17 protein-coding genes are annotated in these 18,159 nt (G+C 54.3%); 5 read left to right on the forward strand and 12 right to left on the reverse strand.

Annotated features, from left to right (window positions below):
- Positions 1–335 precede the first annotated feature (335 nt).
- Positions 336–1,274 carry a transcriptional regulator LrhA gene (lrhA, locus tag ACNQ0T_RS07270; protein ID WP_032622483.1) on the reverse strand — a complete coding sequence of 313 codons (939 nt, stop codon included), beginning with the start codon at positions 1,272–1,274 and terminating at the stop codon, positions 336–338.
- Positions 1,275–2,210: 936 nt separating this feature from the next.
- On the opposite strand from lrhA, the gene alaA reads away from it, so the two are divergent.
- Together alaA and yfbR are read left to right on the forward strand one after the other, a co-directional pair.
- A complete protein-coding gene (alaA, locus tag ACNQ0T_RS07275) occupies positions 2,211–3,425 on the forward strand; it encodes an alanine transaminase AlaA (RefSeq protein WP_022648831.1) in 1,215 nt (404 codons plus the stop codon).
- A 117-nt stretch (positions 3,426–3,542) separates the two neighbouring features.
- Positions 3,543–4,142 (forward strand): 5'-deoxynucleotidase, encoded by a 600-nt coding sequence (gene yfbR, locus ACNQ0T_RS07280; RefSeq protein WP_022648832.1) that lies wholly within the window; start codon positions 3,543–3,545, stop codon positions 4,140–4,142.
- Between the two features lie 82 nt (positions 4,143–4,224).
- On the opposite strand, the gene ACNQ0T_RS07285 is transcribed toward yfbR, so the two are convergent.
- From ACNQ0T_RS07285 to yfbV, 4 genes are all read right to left on the reverse strand, one after another.
- Positions 4,225–6,057 (reverse strand): SLC13 family permease, encoded by a 1,833-nt coding sequence (locus tag ACNQ0T_RS07285; RefSeq protein WP_022648833.1) that lies wholly within the window; start codon positions 6,055–6,057, stop codon positions 4,225–4,227.
- Between the two features lie 75 nt (positions 6,058–6,132).
- Positions 6,133–6,792, reverse strand: coding sequence for a sugar phosphatase (locus tag ACNQ0T_RS07290; RefSeq protein ID WP_023300628.1), 660 nt, complete (start codon positions 6,790–6,792; stop codon positions 6,133–6,135).
- 11 nt (positions 6,793–6,803) lie between these two features.
- Complete coding sequence (locus tag ACNQ0T_RS07295; RefSeq protein ID WP_008502874.1) at positions 6,804–7,298, reverse strand: YfbU family protein; 495 nt, start codon at positions 7,296–7,298, stop codon at positions 6,804–6,806.
- A 92-nt stretch (positions 7,299–7,390) separates the two neighbouring features.
- The gene (yfbV, locus tag ACNQ0T_RS07300; RefSeq protein WP_003861459.1) at positions 7,391–7,846 is read right to left on the reverse strand and encodes a terminus macrodomain insulation protein YfbV; all 456 of its coding nucleotides are present in this window, start codon (positions 7,844–7,846) and stop codon (positions 7,391–7,393) included.
- Positions 7,847–8,181: 335 nt separating this feature from the next.
- Here yfbV and ackA point away from each other — a divergent pair, with 335 nt between their 5' ends.
- Together ackA and pta are read left to right on the forward strand one after the other, a co-directional pair.
- A complete protein-coding gene (gene ackA / locus ACNQ0T_RS07305; RefSeq protein ID WP_022648835.1) occupies positions 8,182–9,384 on the forward strand; it encodes an acetate kinase in 1,203 nt (400 codons plus the stop codon).
- A 75-nt stretch (positions 9,385–9,459) separates the two neighbouring features.
- Positions 9,460–11,601, forward strand: coding sequence for a phosphate acetyltransferase (pta, locus tag ACNQ0T_RS07310; protein ID WP_022648836.1), 2,142 nt, complete (start codon positions 9,460–9,462; stop codon positions 11,599–11,601).
- A 111-nt stretch (positions 11,602–11,712) separates the two neighbouring features.
- On the opposite strand, the gene ACNQ0T_RS07315 is transcribed toward pta, so the two are convergent.
- The 5 genes from ACNQ0T_RS07315 to ACNQ0T_RS07335 form a co-directional block, all read right to left on the reverse strand.
- Positions 11,713–12,666, reverse strand: a complete 954-nt coding sequence (locus tag ACNQ0T_RS07315; protein ID WP_417929823.1) for a transketolase family protein — start codon at positions 12,664–12,666, stop codon at positions 11,713–11,715.
- Positions 12,659–13,489: a transketolase gene (locus ACNQ0T_RS07320; protein WP_038416452.1), complete on the reverse strand. Its 831-nt coding sequence runs from the start codon at positions 13,487–13,489 to the stop codon at positions 12,659–12,661. The genes ACNQ0T_RS07315 and ACNQ0T_RS07320 overlap by 8 nt, the downstream gene beginning before the upstream one ends.
- Positions 13,486–14,877 (reverse strand): PTS ascorbate transporter subunit IIC, encoded by a 1,392-nt coding sequence (locus tag ACNQ0T_RS07325; protein WP_017383437.1) that lies wholly within the window; start codon positions 14,875–14,877, stop codon positions 13,486–13,488. Before ACNQ0T_RS07325 ends, ACNQ0T_RS07320 begins: the two co-directional genes overlap by 4 nt.
- A 21-nt stretch (positions 14,878–14,898) precedes the next feature.
- Entirely contained in the window at positions 14,899–15,171 is a 273-nt protein-coding gene (locus ACNQ0T_RS07330) for a PTS sugar transporter subunit IIB (RefSeq protein WP_003861447.1), read from the reverse strand.
- 79 nt (positions 15,172–15,250) lie between these two features.
- Complete coding sequence (locus tag ACNQ0T_RS07335; protein WP_409249205.1) at positions 15,251–15,694, reverse strand: PTS sugar transporter subunit IIA; 444 nt, start codon at positions 15,692–15,694, stop codon at positions 15,251–15,253.
- Positions 15,695–15,930: 236 nt separating this feature from the next.
- Here ACNQ0T_RS07335 and ACNQ0T_RS07340 point away from each other — a divergent pair, with 236 nt between their 5' ends.
- Positions 15,931–16,950, forward strand: a complete 1,020-nt coding sequence (locus tag ACNQ0T_RS07340) for a LacI family DNA-binding transcriptional regulator (RefSeq protein WP_003861441.1) — start codon at positions 15,931–15,933, stop codon at positions 16,948–16,950.
- A 3-nt stretch (positions 16,951–16,953) separates the two neighbouring features.
- Here the strand turns inward: ACNQ0T_RS07340 and yfcD are convergent, their stop codons facing one another.
- Together yfcD and yfcE are read right to left on the reverse strand one after the other, a co-directional pair.
- Positions 16,954–17,520: an NUDIX hydrolase YfcD gene (yfcD, locus tag ACNQ0T_RS07345; protein ID WP_006811396.1), complete on the reverse strand. Its 567-nt coding sequence runs from the start codon at positions 17,518–17,520 to the stop codon at positions 16,954–16,956.
- 55 nt (positions 17,521–17,575) lie between these two features.
- Positions 17,576–18,127 (reverse strand): phosphodiesterase, encoded by a 552-nt coding sequence (yfcE, locus tag ACNQ0T_RS07350; RefSeq protein ID WP_023300633.1) that lies wholly within the window; start codon positions 18,125–18,127, stop codon positions 17,576–17,578.
- Between the last annotated feature and the right edge of the window lie 32 nt (positions 18,128–18,159).

Consider the following 18,159-nt stretch of genomic DNA (forward strand, 5'->3'; position numbering starts at 1 on the left):
AAAAATAACCCTCCTATTTTGACAGGATTTGCCAACGATTCCTCCCCCCAAATGGGAGTATTTTCTTGATCTGAGACACGCTTTTGTTAATTCAATCAAAAAAACAGCAACATATTTCCTGTTTTTTTAACATCGGCGGGGTATTAGGCAAGTTAGAAGAGGTATCGTTTATAACTTAACCAAAAGCATTTTCTGCATTGATAAATAAGCGGTATTTGCTTTAACCCTGCTCCGTTCGCGGTTATGAATAGCAAAAAAAACCACTCGCAGGAAAAAATCATGCGAGTGGCTCTTTTTTGCACTTACATTTTGTTACGAGAATTTTGGGGGAATGATCACTCAAAATCCCTTTCCACAATCAGGGAGTCATCCCCTCCTTCCGGAGTAACAGGCGCGTACTGCCATGGATTGTGATAGTTTTCCATTGCCTCGAATACCACTTTCGCTAGCTCGTTGTTGCTGGCGGCATTATGGCACAGCAGGTACTCCGTATCCGGCAACGACGGGAGTCCCTCAGATTGACCCAGCACACGCAGATCGGGGCTCATCATCTCCACCGGACGGGCTGTTACGCCAAGTCCGGCCTTCACTGCCGCTCGTACCGCAGGCAACGTTGACGCAACGTACGCCAGGCGCCACGGAATACTGGCTTCGTTGAGCGCAGTCAGCACCATATCGCGGAACGGACTAGGATCGTCCAGCAGGACCAGGGGTATTGGCTCACCTTTTTGCAATACGTACTCCGCGGCACAGTACCAGTGCGTAGGAGAAGTACGCAGCGTCAGGCAGTCATACTGGCCAGGTCGATGCGTGGTGACCACCAGGTCAACCTCGTTTTCTTTCAGCATCTCAACCATGAAGGCATTGCGTTTAACGCTAACGTCCAGGGCAAGCTTCGGATAAACCGAGCTAATTCGGTTGAGAAGGAAGGGCAAAATGGTATCTGCTGATTCATCTGACGCCCCTAATGTTAACACTCCCTGAAGGTTGCTAAACATTAATGACATACAGGCTTCATCATTAAAGCGCAGTATCTTTCTGGCATAACCCAGAAGCTGAATACCATGTTCTGTTAAAAGCTTATTACGTCCATGACGCGCAAAAAGCTCTTTACCAACCAGTTGTTCCAGCCGCTGCATTTGCTGACTCACGGCGGACTGGGTACGGCAAACGGCGGCAGCAGCTGCTGCAAAAGTGTTGAGATCGGCGACCGCAACAAACGTTCTCAGCAGATCGAGGTCGAGATTCATTATCGGACGATTTGCATTTATCATATCTTTTCACTTTCAGGTTGCTCGTGCGGAGCTGCCCGGGTTGAAGCTGTGTGTAACAGTTAAGCAATTCCTTCTGAAGAGTTTCCCTCGCGTCCCGGCCCGGCAGACTGCCTGACAGATAGTTATTGTACTTTGGTATATCAACAGTCAGAAATCACGTTTCATGACGTTATTTTTATTCTCTTGCGTTCAGGATATTTCGTTATCTGAAGGTAGATGTAAATTCCATTAAGAGTAAGACATGTTTTCTGCCATCTATATCGCAGCGTTGCCAGCGTAGCAAGATGTGACTTACCCAATCAGCCAGAGATTACTTTAACAATAACAATCGATTAATACAGGAAGGCAGAAGCTGATATACGTAACAGGCCTATCGCTACGCTGCATTCCCAAAACACATCTTAACCCAAATCCACTATATTTATAAGTCTTATTGCAATATAACGGATTTAACGCCAATGATAAGCAACTACACTCTTTTTATTAAAATTAACGAAAGTTGCATTTTCGTCGTTAATAATAAATAAAGTTTAATTTAGATTCAGGCCATTCATTAATAACACTTAACATTAATTTCACATGAGTAACTTTTAACCTGGCTTTGCTAATAGAGCAAACTGTATCTCAGCATTCAGGTTTTACGAATGGTCACTCAGGGGGACTAACGCTTCAGCCCGGATCGTCTTTTTATTTAAATCAGAATAATATTAATATTTATGTGAAACTTTCAGCATAAAAAACCCAACATTAAGCGTTTTCACGGTAATTTCAGGCGCAAAATCACTCCATCATTAGATTAAGCAATCACAGCAGTGCTGCCTGGTTGGACAAAATCTTCTTCTGTGCGCCCTTCAAAACGAAGCGCGGTGGGAGTACATTGTTCCGTGCTGCTTCCACGGCAGGAAGTTGCAATAATAGCGAAAAGGTTAAAGGTTCATGTCCCCTATCGAAAAATCCAGCAAGCTCGACAACGTCTGTTACGACATCCGTGGCCCGGTACTCAAAGAGGCAAAACGCCTTGAAGAGGAAGGCAATAAGGTTCTGAAACTCAACATCGGCAACCCCGCGCCATTTGGTTTTGAAGCGCCGGATGAGATCCTGGTGGATGTGATCCGTAACCTGCCCACTGCACAAGGCTACTGCGATTCAAAAGGGCTCTACTCCGCCCGTAAAGCCATTATGCAGCACTACCAGGCTCGCGGTATGCGCGACGTCACCGTTGAAGATATCTACATTGGCAACGGTGTCTCGGAGCTGATCGTTCAGGCGATGCAGGCGCTCCTGAACAGCGGCGATGAAATGCTGGTTCCCGCTCCAGACTATCCGCTGTGGACGGCTGCGGTATCGCTCTCCAGCGGTAAAGCGGTGCACTATCTTTGCGATGAATCGTCGGACTGGTTCCCGGATCTGGATGACATTCGCGCCAAAATAACACCGCGCACCCGGGGAATCGTGATCATTAACCCGAATAACCCGACGGGCGCGGTCTATTCAAAAGAGCTGCTGATGGAGATCGTCGAGATCGCCCGCCTGCACAACCTGATCATCTTTGCCGACGAGATTTACGACAAGATCCTGTACGACGCGGCGCAGCACCACTCTATCGCCGCGCTGGCGCCCGATCTGCTGACGGTCACCTTTAACGGACTGTCTAAAACTTACCGCGTTGCAGGTTTCCGTCAGGGCTGGATGGTACTGAACGGTCCGAAAAAACATGCGAAAGGCTACATTGAAGGGCTGGAGATGCTGGCATCCATGCGTCTGTGCGCCAACGTACCGGCGCAACATGCGATCCAGACAGCACTCGGGGGCTATCAAAGCATCAGCGAGTTTATCGTTCCAGGCGGCCGCCTCTATGAACAGCGCAACCGTGCATGGGAATTAATTAATGATATTCCGGGCGTCTCCTGCGTGAAGCCTAACGGCGCGCTGTATATGTTCCCGAAAATCGACGCGAAGCGCTTCAATATTCACGACGACCAGAAAATGGTGCTCGACTTCCTGTTGCAGGAAAAAGTGCTGCTGGTTCAGGGGACGGCGTTTAACTGGCCGTGGCCGGATCACGTGCGTATTGTAACCCTGCCGCGCGAAGACGATCTCGAAATGGCCATCAGCCGCTTCGGGCGATTCCTCTCGGGGTACCATCAGTAACGCTGACTTTCCGCCGGGTGGCGCTGCGCTTACCCGGCCTGTAACATCTGCAAATTTGCATCTTCCCTCCCCTCCCCGCACAATGAAGTCCGTCGCAGTGAAGACATAAGGTAACCTATGAGTCAGAGTCATTTCTTTGCCCACCTCTCCCGCCTGAAACTCATCAACCGCTGGCCGCTGATGCGCAACGTGCGCACTGAAAATGTGTCTGAGCACAGTTTGCAGGTTGCTATGGTCGCTCATGCGCTGGCCGCGATTAAAAACCGCAAATTCAACGGGCAGGTTAATGCCGAACGTATCGCCCTGCTGGCGTTGTACCACGATGCATCGGAAGTGCTGACCGGGGATCTGCCTACGCCGGTGAAATATTTCAACTCGCAGATTGCCCAGGAATATAAGGCCATTGAGAAGATTGCCCAGCAGAAGCTGATCGATATGGTGCCTGATGAGCTGCGTGATATCTTCGGGCCACTGATCGACGAGCATCAGTATACGGAAGAGGAGAAATCCCTGGTTAAGCAGGCCGATGCGCTGTGCGCCTACCTGAAATGTCTGGAAGAGTTATCCGCGGGGAATAACGAGTTCCTGCTGGCGAAAACGCGCCTGGAGAAAACGCTCGACTCCCGCCGTAGCGAAGAGATGGATTACTTTATGCAGGTGTTTGTGCCGAGCTTCCATTTGTCGCTGGATGAGATCAGTCAGGATTCGCCGCTGTAGTTTTTCGCCCAGCGGCGCTGCGCTTGCAGGGCCTACGAATCACGTAGGCCGGGTAAGGCGTAGCCGCCACCCGGCGATGTTCTCAGAACGGGAATAACACCGGAATCAGCACCACGCATACCAGCATCACCAGCACGGTGAACGGCACGCCCAGCTTTACAAAATCGCTGAATCGATAGTTTCCCGGCCCCAGCACCAGGGTATTGACCGGGGAAGATACCGGCGTCATAAATGCCGCGGACGCCGCCATCGCTACCACCATCGCAAACGGATAGGGCGAAACGCCCATCGATTTTGCCATCGCCAGCGCAATAGGCGCCATCAGCACCGCCGTTGCGGTATTGGAGATGAACAAACCAATGGTGGCGCACATGACGAACAGGCAAACCATCATCAGGTACGGACCATATCCCCCGCCCGCGTCCATTAAGCCTTTTACGATCAAATCCACCCCGCCGGTTTTCTGTAGCGCCAGGGCGAAGGGCATCATCCCAACGATGAGAATGATGCTTGGCCAGTGAATCGCTTTGTAAGCGCTTTCGGCGTCGATACAGCGGAATTTGCCCATTAACAGACAGGCGATTATCGCCGCCACCGGGTTAGGGATCTCGTCCGTCAGCATCAACGCGACCATCAACACCAGGCAAAAAATCGCATGGGGCGCCTGACTGTGCGCCGGTGACGCGTCGCTCTCTTCAATCGGCATATTCAGCACCACAAAATCGCGGCCTTTCTGCCCGAGCTGGCTAATCAGTTTCCAGTTGCCGACCACGAGGAAGATATCCCCCAGCAGGATCGGCTCATCCACCACCGCCCCTTCAAGGGCTACGCCATCGCGCTTCAGGCCCACCACGTTGAGGCCATAGCGGGTACGAAAGCCGATTTCGCGCACGGTTTTGCCCAATAACTCCGATTCCGGGATCAGCGACACCTCGGCCATTCCCACATCCAGCGCCCGGTCGGAGAAATACTCGCCGCGCAGCACCATCGGCTCCAGCAGCTGCTCGCTACAAAACTCTCGCAGATCCACGTCCGCGGTGGACATATCAATCAGCAGGACGTCACGCGCGCGAAACTCTGACACCCCATTCACGTTAACGATTACCCGACGAAAACGACGCCAGCGCTCAACCCCGATGACGTTCGCGCCATAGCGTTCGCGTAGCTTAAGGTCGTCCAGCCGCTGGCCTATCATCGGCGAACCGGGGCGGATAGCCAGCCGACGGGCGCGCCCGGTCAGACGGTACTCTTTGATCAAATCGCGAAAAGTTCGCCGCTTCCAGCCCTCTTTGGCTTTGTCCTGCTTCTCCCCTTTCAGCGCGAAACGGGTCAACAGCATATAGATAATGCCCATCACCAGTACAACCAGCCCGATCGGCGTGACGCTGAAAAAGCTAAACCCCTCAAGCCCCTCACGGATCAGTTCGCTGTTCACGACGAGGTTCGGCGGGGTCGCGACCAGCGTCATCATGCCGCTGATGAGCCCGGCAAAGCTCAACGGCATCATCAGCCGCGACGGGGAGATCTGCATCCTCATGCAGACGCTCAGCACAACCGGAATAAAGATGGCCACGACCCCCGTCGAGCTCATAAACGCACCCAGTCCGGCGACCGTCAGCATCAGGTAAATCAGCATTTTGGTTTCGCTGCTGCCCGCCACTTTAACCAGCCACGACCCCATCATTGTCGCCACGCCGGTGCGTACCAGCCCGTCGCCAATAATAAACAGGGCGGCAATCAAAATAACGTTGGGATCGCTAAACCCGGAAAAGGCTTCCGGCAGGGAAAGGGTACCGCTCAGAACGAACGCGACAATCACAAACAGGGCGACGGCATCCATGCGCACCTTGCCCGTGGCAAAAAGAATGATGGCGATTAACAGCAGGCTCAGGACCCAAATCAGTTCACCGTTCACAACATGTCCTTGTCAGTGGAGGAGAAGCAATTCTGCCATAAAAAAGCCCCGGTAATGCGGGGCTATATCATGGGATTACATTTTTAGCGAGACGGTTACAACGCCGTCTGATGCCTTCGAGACGTCGATGGCGGTCAGAGTATTAAGCACAAAATCTGCCTCCTCCAGCCGGGGGGACCCCGCCGGGACGTTAACGGCAATGACGTGGCTTCCGGCGTTCAGCCCGGCCAGCACGCCTGCCGCCGCGTCTTCCACCACCACGCACTCCGCTGGCGCAAGGCCGAGCAGTTCAGCGCCGAGCAGAAACGCATCCGGTTCGGGCTTGCCGCGCTTTACGCGCTCAGCGGTAATGAAGACGTCCGGCGTCGGTAAACCGGCCGCCTTATGGCGGGCATGCGCGACAGGAACCGAGCCGGAGGTGACGATAGCCCACGGGATCTGCGCTTCATTCAGATGCTCAAGCAATTCGCGCGCACCGGGCAGCGCGGTGATGCCCTCAGTATCGGTAGCTTCAATCTGCTCCAGATATTTGAACTCCGCCTGAATCTCTTCCTCAGAACGTCCCGCCAGGAAGTGCCGCAATGAGGTAATGGCCTGTTTGCCATGGATGAAATTCAGTACATCCTGATGGTCGATGCCGTGCCTGTCGGCCCAATGACACCAGGAACGCTCCACTACCGGCAGCGAATCCACCAGCGTACCGTCCAGATCAAACAGAAAACCTTTACACTGCACACGCACCTCCGTCAGGCATTAATGATTTGTTGAATTTCGTTGCTGCTTAAATGGTACTGACGCGGACAGGCGTGCCACGCGCTCAGCATACGTTGATACTTATCCCACATCGGGGTCTGGGCGTTGAAGCCGTGCGTACCCGCATCAAAATGGGTGTAGCGCCCTTCGGTGTTCACCATAAAGCGCACATAGCTCAGATAGCGCGCTTCTGTCGCGGCATCAAAGCCCAGGAACGTTACGCGGCGCTCGTCAATGGACTGCTGGTCTTTCAGATTGGTCCAGGACACATGCAGCGCATGGTACATCTCCATGATGTCGATAACGATACGGCAGGTTTCCTCTTTCAGTTCGCCAAATTCGCGATCCAGTTCGCGCATCTGCAAGCCAAAACCACGTTCAACAATGGTTTGCAGGCGGCTGTAGCGCGCAGCGTTATCGGGATCAAGCATAGTCATCATCTTGTACTGGTTAGACAAAATCAGACGTTGAGCATGGGTCATTTCCATCTTTCGACTCCTGTAGCGCATTGCACTGTAAAAAAAAGACACGGTAACTGATTGTTACTGTGCCTTCTTTTGGTCGTCGTTTCGATGATCAATCACAAGTCATCGAGGAATGTTTTATCAAGCTGTTTAAACGCGCGCTTGAGGGTGTCCGCCAGCGCCTGATAATCCGGCTTGCCTTCAACCGGGGCGAGCGCCTGGCCGGCCTCCTCCAGTTTTCCACGCACTTCATAAAACCAGTGTAAAATAGAAGGCGGAAGTGGCGTGACGGAACGTTTACCTAACCACCACAATCCCTGCATCGGCAGGCTTAACGCAAAGAGCGCCGTCGCGACGGCAGGTCCAAGCTGTCCACCCAGCGCAATTTGCCAGCAAAGAGTAAAGACAGCGATCGGGGGCATAAAGCGAATCGCATAGCGCGTGGCGCGAATAGTGCGATTTTCAATAAACATGGGCGCGAGGCGCTTTTCCATCGGCCATGTCTTTGCGTAATGCTGTCCCCGACGAAACAGACTAAAAAAGTTCACGGACGGGATTTCAGGTGTTGACATGGCTGTACCTCAACTTCACATATAAAAATTAAAATTTTCGTGCAAAACCACAACAGGCTATGACAACGTTCAAAATATTTTGTCATCGCTACCCCGTATCGGGTATCCTGTGCCAGCCTGATAGGCCGTAGACGAGAAGCGTTAACTCGTCAAATTATCGCATATTATGCCATTGTCTGAAAAATGTTCAAAATGGCTTAAAATCATAGGTATTTCTTCCATCCTGCCAGAATGTTCGTTTGGCATGATGTTAATCATAAATGTCTGAGTCAGCATGCGTTACGCTTTAGACTCATTGACGTTTTTTTAGCCACGTATCAATTATAGGTACTTCCATGTCGAGTAAGTTAGTACTGGTTCTGAACTGCGGTAGCTCTTCACTGAAATTCGCCATCATCGATGCGCTCAACGGTGATGAGTACCTCTCTGGTTTGGCCGAATGTTTCCATCTGCCTGAAGCACGTATCAAGTGGAAGATGGACGGCAGCAAACAAGAAGCGGCTTTAGGTGCAGGCGCCGCTCACAGTGAAGCGCTGAACTTTATCGTTAACACTATTCTGGCACAAAAACCAGAACTGTCTGCTCAGCTGACTGCGATTGGTCACCGTATCGTCCACGGCGGCGAAAAATACACCAGCTCCGTGGTAATCGACGACTCTGTGATTCAGGGCATCAAAGACTCTGCGTCTTTCGCACCGCTGCATAACCCGGCTCACCTGATCGGTATCGCTGAAGCACTGAAATCCTTCCCGAATCTGAAAGATAAAAACGTGGCCGTGTTTGACACCGCGTTCCATCAGACCATGCCGGAAGAGTCTTACCTCTATGCCCTGCCATACAGCCTGTACAAAGAGCACGGCGTACGTCGCTACGGCGCACACGGCACCAGCCACTTCTATGTGACTCAGGAAGCCGCAAAAGTACTGAACAAGCCGGTTGAAGAAGTCAACATCATCACCTGCCACCTGGGCAACGGTGGTTCTGTTTCTGCTATCCGCAACGGTAAGTGTGTTGATACCTCTATGGGTCTGACCCCGCTGGAAGGTCTGGTGATGGGTACCCGTTCCGGTGATATCGACCCGGCGATCATCTTCCACCTGCACGACACCCTGGGCATGAGCGTTGACGACATCAACAAAATGCTGACCAAAGAGTCTGGCCTGCTGGGTCTGACCGAAGTCACCAGCGACTGCCGTTACGTTGAAGACAACTACGCAGAAAAAGCTGACGCTAAACGTGCAATGGACGTTTATTGCCACCGTCTGGCGAAGTACATCGGTTCTTACACCGCGCTGATGGACGGTCGTCTGGACGCGGTTATCTTCACCGGCGGCATCGGTGAGAACGCGGCAATGGTACGTGAGCTGTCCCTGGGCAAACTGGGCGTACTGGGCTTCGAAGTCGATCACGAGCGTAACCTGGCTGCCCGCTTCGGCAAGTCTGGCTTCATCAACAAAGAAGGCACCCGCCCGGCTATCGTTATCCCAACTAACGAAGAGCTGGTCATCGCGCAAGACGCGTGCCGCCTGACTGCCTGATTCCACACCGCCAGCAATGCTGGCGGTGCTGTTTTGTAGCCCGCCCAACGCGGCGGTAACGAAAGAGGATAAACCGTGTCCCGTACTATTATGCTGATCCCTACCGGAACCAGCGTCGGCCTGACCAGCGTCAGCCTCGGCGTGATCCGCGCTATGGAACGCAAAGGCGTTCGTCTGAGCGTCTTTAAGCCTATCGCCCAGCCACGTGCCGGTGGCGATGCGCCAGACCAGACCACCTCCATCGTTCGTAAGAACTCCAATCTGCCAGCGGCTGAACCGCTGAAGATGAGCCACGTTGAATCTCTGCTCTCCAGCAACCAGAAAGACGTGCTGATGGAAGAGATCATCGCCAACTACCACGCAAACGCGCAGGACGCTGAAGTGGTGCTGGTTGAAGGCCTGGTCCCGACCCGTAAACACCAGTTTGCCCAGTCTCTGAACTTTGAAATCGCGAAAACCCTGAACGCAGAGATTGTTTTCGTGATGTCTCAGGGCACTGACACCCCAGAGCAGCTGAAAGAGCGTATCGAACTGACGCGCAGCAGCTTCGGCGGTGCGAAAAACACCAGCATCACCGGCGTGATTGTTAACAAGCTGAACGCGCCAGTAGATGAGCAGGGCCGTACGCGTCCTGACCTGTCCGAAATCTTCGACGACTCTTCCAAAGCGAAAGTCATCAAAGTTGACCCGGCCAAGCTGCAGGATTCCAGCCCACTGCCGGTGCTGGGTGCGGTGCCATGGAGCTTCGATCTGATTGCCACCCGTGCAATCGATATGGCGCGTCACCTGAATGCCACCATCGTTAACGAAGGCGATATCAACACCCGCCGCGTGAAGTCCGTGACCTTCTGCGCGCGCAGCATTCCGCACATGCTGGAACACTTCCGCGCAGGTTCCCTGCTGGTGACCTCTGCTGACCGTCCAGACGTGCTGGTTGCAGCGTGCCTGGCTGCGATGAACGGCGTGGAAATCGGTGCGATCCTGCTGACCGGTGCCTACGAGATGGACCCGCGCGTCAGCAAGCTGTGCGAACGTGCGTTCGCCACTGGCCTGCCAGTCTTCATGGTGAACACCAACACCTGGCAGACCTCCCTGAGCCTGCAAAGCTTCAACCTCGAAGTGCCGGTTGATGACCACGAGCGTATCGAGAAAGTTCAGGAATACGTTGCGGGCTACATCAACGCAGACTGGATCGAATCCCTGACGGCGACGTCCGAGCGCAGCCGTCGTCTGTCTCCTCCAGCCTTCCGTTACCAGCTGACCGAGCTGGCGCGTAAAGCGGGCAAACGCGTGGTTCTGCCAGAAGGTGACGAACCACGTACCGTTAAAGCGGCGGCCATCTGTGCAGAGCGCGGTATCGCGACCTGTGTGCTGCTGGGTAACCCGGATGAGATCAACCGCGTTGCGGCGTCTCAGGGCGTTGAGCTGGGCGCTGGCATTGAGATCGTTGACCCGGAAGTGGTTCGCGAAAGCTACGTTGCCCGCCTGGTTGAGCTGCGTAAGAACAAGGGCATGACCGAAGCCGTTGCGCGCGAGCAGCTGGAAGACAACGTCGTGCTGGGTACGCTGATGCTGGAGCAGGACGAAGTTGACGGCCTGGTTTCCGGTGCGGTTCACACCACCGCGAACACCATCCGTCCACCGTTGCAGCTGATCAAAACCGCACCGGGCAGCTCTCTGGTCTCCTCCGTGTTCTTCATGCTGCTGCCTGAACAGGTTTACGTTTATGGCGACTGCGCGATCAACCCGGACCCAACCGCAGAGCAGCTGGCAGAAATCGCTATCCAGTCTGCGGACTCCGCGACTGCCTTCGGTATCGAACCGCGCGTCGCGATGCTCTCCTACTCCACCGGTACTTCTGGTGCAGGCAGCGACGTAGAGAAAGTCCGTGAAGCAACCCGCATTGCGCAGGAAAAACGTCCGGATCTGATGATCGACGGCCCGCTCCAGTACGATGCCGCGGTAATGGCTGACGTTGCGAAATCTAAAGCGCCTAACTCGCCGGTTGCAGGTCGCGCTACCGTGTTCATCTTCCCGGATCTGAACACCGGTAACACCACCTATAAAGCGGTACAGCGTTCAGCAGACCTGATCTCCATCGGGCCAATGCTGCAAGGTATGCGCAAGCCTGTGAACGACCTGTCTCGTGGTGCGCTGGTTGACGATATCGTCTACACCATCGCGCTGACGGCGATCCAGTCTTCGCAGCAGCAGTAAGCTAAAAAGCCCGGTGGCGCTAGCGCTTACCGGGCCCAGGGTTTTGTAGGCCGGATAAGCGAAGCGCCATCCGGCAAAAAAAGGCGACCACTCAACGGGTCGCCTTTTTTATTACAGCAACTCACGCGCCGCCGACACAATGTCATGTGCCGTCAGGCCATACTCCTTCTGCAGGAAGTCCTGCGTGCCTACCTGACCGTAACGCTCCTTCACCCCAACCCGCCGCATCGGCACCGGACAGGTTTCCACCAGCACTTCCGCCACCGCCGACCCCAGCCCGTTGTGAATGCTGTGGTTTTCGCAGGTCACAATACGCCTGGTTTTCTCGGCATAATTTTTCACCAGCATCCGATCGATGGGCTTCAGAGTAAACATGTCGATGACCGCTGCGCTTACCCCCTCCTGCTCCAGCTGGCGCGCCGCCTCCAGCGCTTCCGCCACCATAATGCCGTTAGCAATCAGGGTAATATCGGTTCCCTCGCGCAGCACGTTGCCCTTGCCGATGGTGAAGGTTGACCCCGGGGCATAGACGCTCGGCGCCTGTTTACGGATGGTCCGCACCCAGTAGAAGCCTTCCAGGTCGATAAGCTGACGCAGCACATCTTCGAACATCACCGCATCGGTCACCTCCAGCACCACTGAATGCGCCAGACCGCGCACGATGCCCATATCCTCAAACGACATATGCGTCCCGCCGTTGTGGCAGGCCGTCACGCCCGCATCCGAGGCAATCACCTTCACGTTATTGCGCTGGTAGTCCAGGGACATAAACAGCTGGTCGAAGCAGCGACGGCTGGCAAAGGCGGTAAAGATATGGACGAACGGCTTACGTCCGGTGAGCGACAGCCCGGCGGCCGTCCCAATCACGTTGGCCTCCATAATGCCGCAGTTGATGACGTGCTGTGGATAATCACGCGCTACGCCGTCCATCGCCATCGAACTCATCAGATCCGCTTCGAGCGCAATAATCTCGCTCCCGGCCTCAATCTGTTTTGCCACAAAACCCGCATAGACCTTACGCATCTCAACCGAATCTTTCTGTCCTGTCGGTGCAACCTTAATCATGTGAAGCCTCCAGTTGGCGAATCGTCTCGTTGAGCGCCGCTTTGCTTTCCTCAGTTAATCGCAGGTGATGCGAGTTGCTGAGCTGTTCCAGGTATGGCACCCCCTGCCCTTTGATGCTGTCGAGGATCACCACTCGCGGACGCGCATCGGTCGCAGGGATCGGTGCGGTCACCTCCAGCAGCGCCGGAATGTCATCCCCCTTCACCGTCACCACGTCAAAGCCAAAGGCGCGGAATTTGCCTTCCAGATCGAAGGCGCTGATGATTTCGTCCAGCTCGCCGTCGAGCTGCTGTTTGTTCCAGTCCACGAACACCGTCAGATTGTTCAGTCGATGGTGTGCAATAAACTGGAAGGCTTCCCAGCACTGCCCTTCGTTCAGCTCCCCGTCGCCAACGATGCAAAACACCCGGTTTGGCCTTCCTGCCAGCTTGTGCGACAGCGCCATGCCGCCTGCAATGGAGATCCCCTGCCCCAGCGATCCGGTGGTGGCATCCACGCCGCGTGTTTTCAGGCGATCCGGGTGGCTTGGCAGACGCGTTCCGTTCTGGTTTAGCGTGCTCAGCTCTTCAATCGGGAAGTAGCCCTTAATCGCCAGCGTGCTGTACAGCGCCGGGCCCGCATGTCCCTTCGACAGCACAAAGTAATCGCGCTCTGGCCAGTCCGGATCGGCCGGGTCAATTTTCATTACCGCGCCGTACAGAACGGCCAGTGTTTCAACGACTGACATGCTGCCGCCGTAGTGACCAAAACCCAGCTGCGTCAGGGATTTCAGCGTCTCAAGGCGGATCTGACGCGCCAGTTCGGTTATTTCATTTTCATTCATGATTTGGCTCCGGGGTTTTCCTGCGCGTTACCGCTGGCAGGTTTGTTTTTAGCGAAGACGTTGTAGGCCACCAGCAGCGCAAACAACACAACAACCAGTCCGGTGATGGCAAGCGGCGACAGGAAGCGCGCCAGGTTGCCGAGCACAATCCCGACGGCGCCAAAGTCGGCGTCCGAGAAGGTCGTATTCGCAAAGCCAATCGCGCCCAGAACAGGCAGCAGCAGGACCGGCAGGAAGGTGATCAGCAGGCCGTTAGCAAAGGCGCCAATCATCGCCCCGCGACGTCCGCCGGTGGCGTTCCCAAACACGCCCGCCGTTGCACCGGTGAAGAAATGCGGCACGACGCCCGGCAGGATCAGCACCCAGCTAAACTGACCGCAGATGAACAAGCCTACAATCCCGCCGAGGAAGCTGAACAGGAAGCCAATCAGCACCGCGTTTGGCGCATACGGGTAGACCACCGGGCAGTCCAGCGCAGGTCGCGCATTGGGCACCAGTTTTTCCGAGAAGCCGGTAAAGGCCGGGACAATTTCCGCCAGAATCAGGCGCACACCCTGCAAGATGATAAACACGCCTGCCGCGAAGGTGATGGCCATAATGATGGCGTACACCAGGTAGTTCTGGCCGCCGCTGAAGGTGGCCTCCACGTACTCACGCCCGGCGCTCACCGCCATAATCAGGTAGATAATCATCATGGTCAGTGAGATGGAGATCGAACTGTCGCGCAGGAAGCTGAGGTTCTTCGGCAGGTTCATCTCTTCGGTGGAGCGCGAGCCTTTACCGACCTTGCTACCAATCCAGCCGGACAGCACGTAGCCCAGCGTGCCGAAATGACCGAAGGCGATCTCATCGTTGCCGGTAATACGCTTCATATAGCGCTGCGCAATCGCCGGGAAGAAGGCCATAATCAGGCCGAGGATCAACGAACCGGTGAAGACCAGCCCTACCCCTTCGAAGCCTGCGACCGTCAGGATCACGCCAATCATGCACGCCATGTAGAAGGTGTGATGCCCGGTCAGGAAGATGTACTTCAGGCGGGTAAAGCGCGCGACAATAATATTCGCCACCATCCCGAAAGCCATAATGAGCGCGGTGGAGGCACCATATTTTTCCAGGGCAATTGACACAATAGCTTCATTGTTGGGAATAATGCCCTGAATATTAAAGGCGTGCTCAAACATACCACCGAGCGGATTTAAAGAGCCCACCAGCACGGTTGCGCCGCCGCCCAGTACAATAAAGCCGAGAATGGTTTTAATTGTGCCTTTTACCACATCTGAAAAGGCTTTTTTCTGCGCCACCAGACCAATCAGGGCAATTAACCCGACCAGGACTGAAGGGACTTTTAAAATATCAACAACGAAATTCAGCGTTTCAAGGATAAACATATCCACCTCGCCTTTTCAGGATTATTGTCTTTCGAACCAGGCGCGCAGCTGCGCTTCGAGTTCGTTGATATCGATAATATTGTTGATCACCACCAGCTGGCTTTCCGGCACGCTGGCGCTGGCGGCAATGTCTTTCGCCATTACAAACAGGTCCGCCGCGCCTGGCGTGGCCGAGGAGAGATCGGAGTGTTCAACCTCTGCCTCAATTTCCAGTTTTTTGAGCACCTTTTTAATATTCATTTCGACCATAAAACTGCTGCCCAGGCCGGAGCCGCAAATAGCCATGATTTTCATTGTTATCCCCTTTTTTAAGTAGAGTACGCCCCATCACGCTGACGCGTAATGTTGAGATGAATCGGATTAAATAATTAAATCAGAAGCGATTGATGACGGTTTTTATCTCCTCCAGCGTATTCGCCCGATGTAATTCAGCTATATCTTCGTCGCTGGAAAATAATTCTGCTAAGGCGGAGATCATTTCGATATGGCTATGTTTGTCCGGCGCCGCCAGCATCACAATCACATCGACGGGGTCAAACTCACCAGCACCAAATGAGACGCCCTGTTTCAGTTTTAATAATGACAGGCCAAGTCCTTTCGCCCCTTCTTCCGGTCGCGCATGTGGCATTGCCAGCCCAGGAGCCAGCACATAGTAGGGACCTAACCTGTGATGCTGCTCAATGATAGCCGTGACATATTCCGGCGCAATGACCTGCAAATCCAGCAGCGGTTTCGCGCACAGTTCCAGCGCCTGGGGCCAGCTTTCAACGCTATCCTTTAGGATGATGGTTGTATCATATATCCACTTTTTGAGCATTTTTCACTCCCGCTTAAGACCAGACATGGGCAAACTCTATTCAACCCATCAATTAATGACTGCGATCGCGATCACAAAGATAGCGCTACCAACGACTAACATGCAGAACTGTGATAGCGCTATCAAATTGCTATCATGGTGCGAAATCACAGCAAAAAAAGGGATTTAAGGCGTATACTGCCTGTCACGTAAAATGAAGGATGAAACTAAATCGCGTCCTGTCAGCAGGAAGATGTATGTCTTTAACCCGAAAACGGCGCAGTACCGGAAAAGTAACGCTCGCGGATGTCGCGCAGCTTGCCGGCGTAGGCACGATGACTGTATCCCGTGCCCTCCGCACGCCCGAACAGGTTTCCGATAAACTGCGTGAAAAAATTGAAGCCGCGGTGCAGGAGCTGGGTTACATGCCCAATCTTGCCGCCAGCGCACTGGCATCGGCATCGTCATGGACGATTGCGATGGTTGTACCCAATCTTTCCGAAGCTGGCTGTTCCGAGATGTTCGCCGGGCTACAGCAGGTGCTCCAGCCAGCCGGATATCAGATTATGCTGGCGGAATCTCAGCATCGTCTTGAACAGGAAGAGAAACTGCTTGAAACGCTGCTGGCCTCGAACATCGCCGCGGCGATACTGCTCAGCGTCGAGCACTCCGATACCGTGCGACACTGGCTAAAAAACGCCTCTATCCCGGTGATGGAAATGGGTGCAATGCGTGCCGATCCTATTGATATGAATATCGGGATTGATAACGTCGCCGCCATGTATGAACTTACCGAAATGGTGATTCAGCGCGGCTACCAGAATATCGGCCTGCTGTGCGCTAACCAGGAGCAGTGGATTTTTCAGCAACATTTGCAGGGCTGGTACAAGGCGATGCTGCGCCACCACCTGGCGCCAAATAGAGTGATTAATGCCGCCATGCCGCCGAACTTCTCCACCGGTGCGGCACAATTGCCAGAGTTCCTGCTGGCGTGGCCGGAGCTGGATGCGCTGGTGTGCGTGTCAGATGAACTGGCCTGCGGCGCGCTGTATGAGTGCCAGCGTCGGCGCATCAAGGTGCCGGACGATTTAGCGGTCGTGGGCTTTGGCGACAGCGACGTCAGCCGCGTCTGTCAGCCGCCGCTGACGACGATGGCAGTACCGCATCGCAAGATTGGGATTGAAGCCGGGAAAGCGTTACTGGAACGTCTGAATGACGGAGACTGGCGCGACCATAAACCCATCGCGTCCAGCCTGTGTCTGCGGGAAAGCTGTTAAGGCTTACTCAGCCTCTTCCTCTTTTTCCGCCTTATTTTCCGGTTTAGCGGATTCGTTTTTGGCGTTGCGGGTCATCCACAGCGCCAGTGCTTTAAGGGAATCCGGCGTGAATTCGTCGCAACGCGCGGTGATCTCTTCCGGCGTCATCCAGCACACTTCGCTCACTTCCTCTTCCTGCAAGGCGAAAGGTCCGTGGGAAACGCAGCTAAACAGCCCGCCCCAGACGCGACAATGCTCATCTTCGAAATAAAACTGTCCGTGCTCGGCAAACGGCACGCCAGCGATACCTAACTCTTCTTCCGCTTCACGACGCGCGGAATCCAGCAATACTTCATCGGCCTGCACGACGCCACCCGCTGTGGCATCCAGCATACCAGGAAGAAAATCTTTGGTGTCGGTGCGACGCTGGACCAGAATCTTGCCCATGCCGTCATGAACAACGATGTAAGTCGCGCGGTGACGCAGACGCTCCGCACGCATTTGTTCGCGGCTGGCCTGCGCGATCACTTCATTCTCTTCGCTGACAATGTCAACCCACTCAGTACTTGCCAAATGATTCTGCTCCACCATCGGGAAACCTTCTCGTCTAAGCGCTCTTTCGGCGCGTTTGCAGTTGTGGTGTAACTTACGGATTAATCGCTATCTGCGCAATAACTTGCTGATCATTAAGTGCGATAACGCTTAATGTCCCGTCTTCATACATGCCGTAGCTTGCCGGGTTACCGCCTTTAGGAATGCTGACAGACCCGGGGTTAAAGTGGTAAAACGCCCCGCGTTTTTCCGCCACCGGAATATGAGTATGACCATAAACCAGGACATCGCCAGCGGCGAGTGACGGCAGGTTATCCGGGCCGAACAGGTGCCCGTGGGTCAGGAACAAACGGCTGTTTTCCATCAACACCTGTTGCCAGGGAGCGGTGATGGGAAATTGCAGCAGCATCTGGTCAACTTCGCTGTCGCAGTTGCCGCGAACGGCGATAATGCGCGAGGCAAAATGATTAAGTTTTTCCGCCACCTGCGCGGGAGCATACCCTTCCGGCAACGCATTGCGTGGGCCGTGGTTTAACACATCGCCCAGGATCACCAGCCATTGCGCCCCGCTTTGGGCAAACAGAGATAACACGCGTTCGGTCGCGGGCAGCGATCCATGAATATCCGACGCAAACATCAGTTTCATCAGTTACTCCTCGGGAATTCAGACTGCCCCTA

The sequence above is a fragment of the Enterobacter cloacae complex sp.6700776 genome (assembly GCF_048284255.1).
GTDB lineage: Bacteria > Pseudomonadota > Gammaproteobacteria > Enterobacterales > Enterobacteriaceae > Enterobacter > Enterobacter intestinihominis.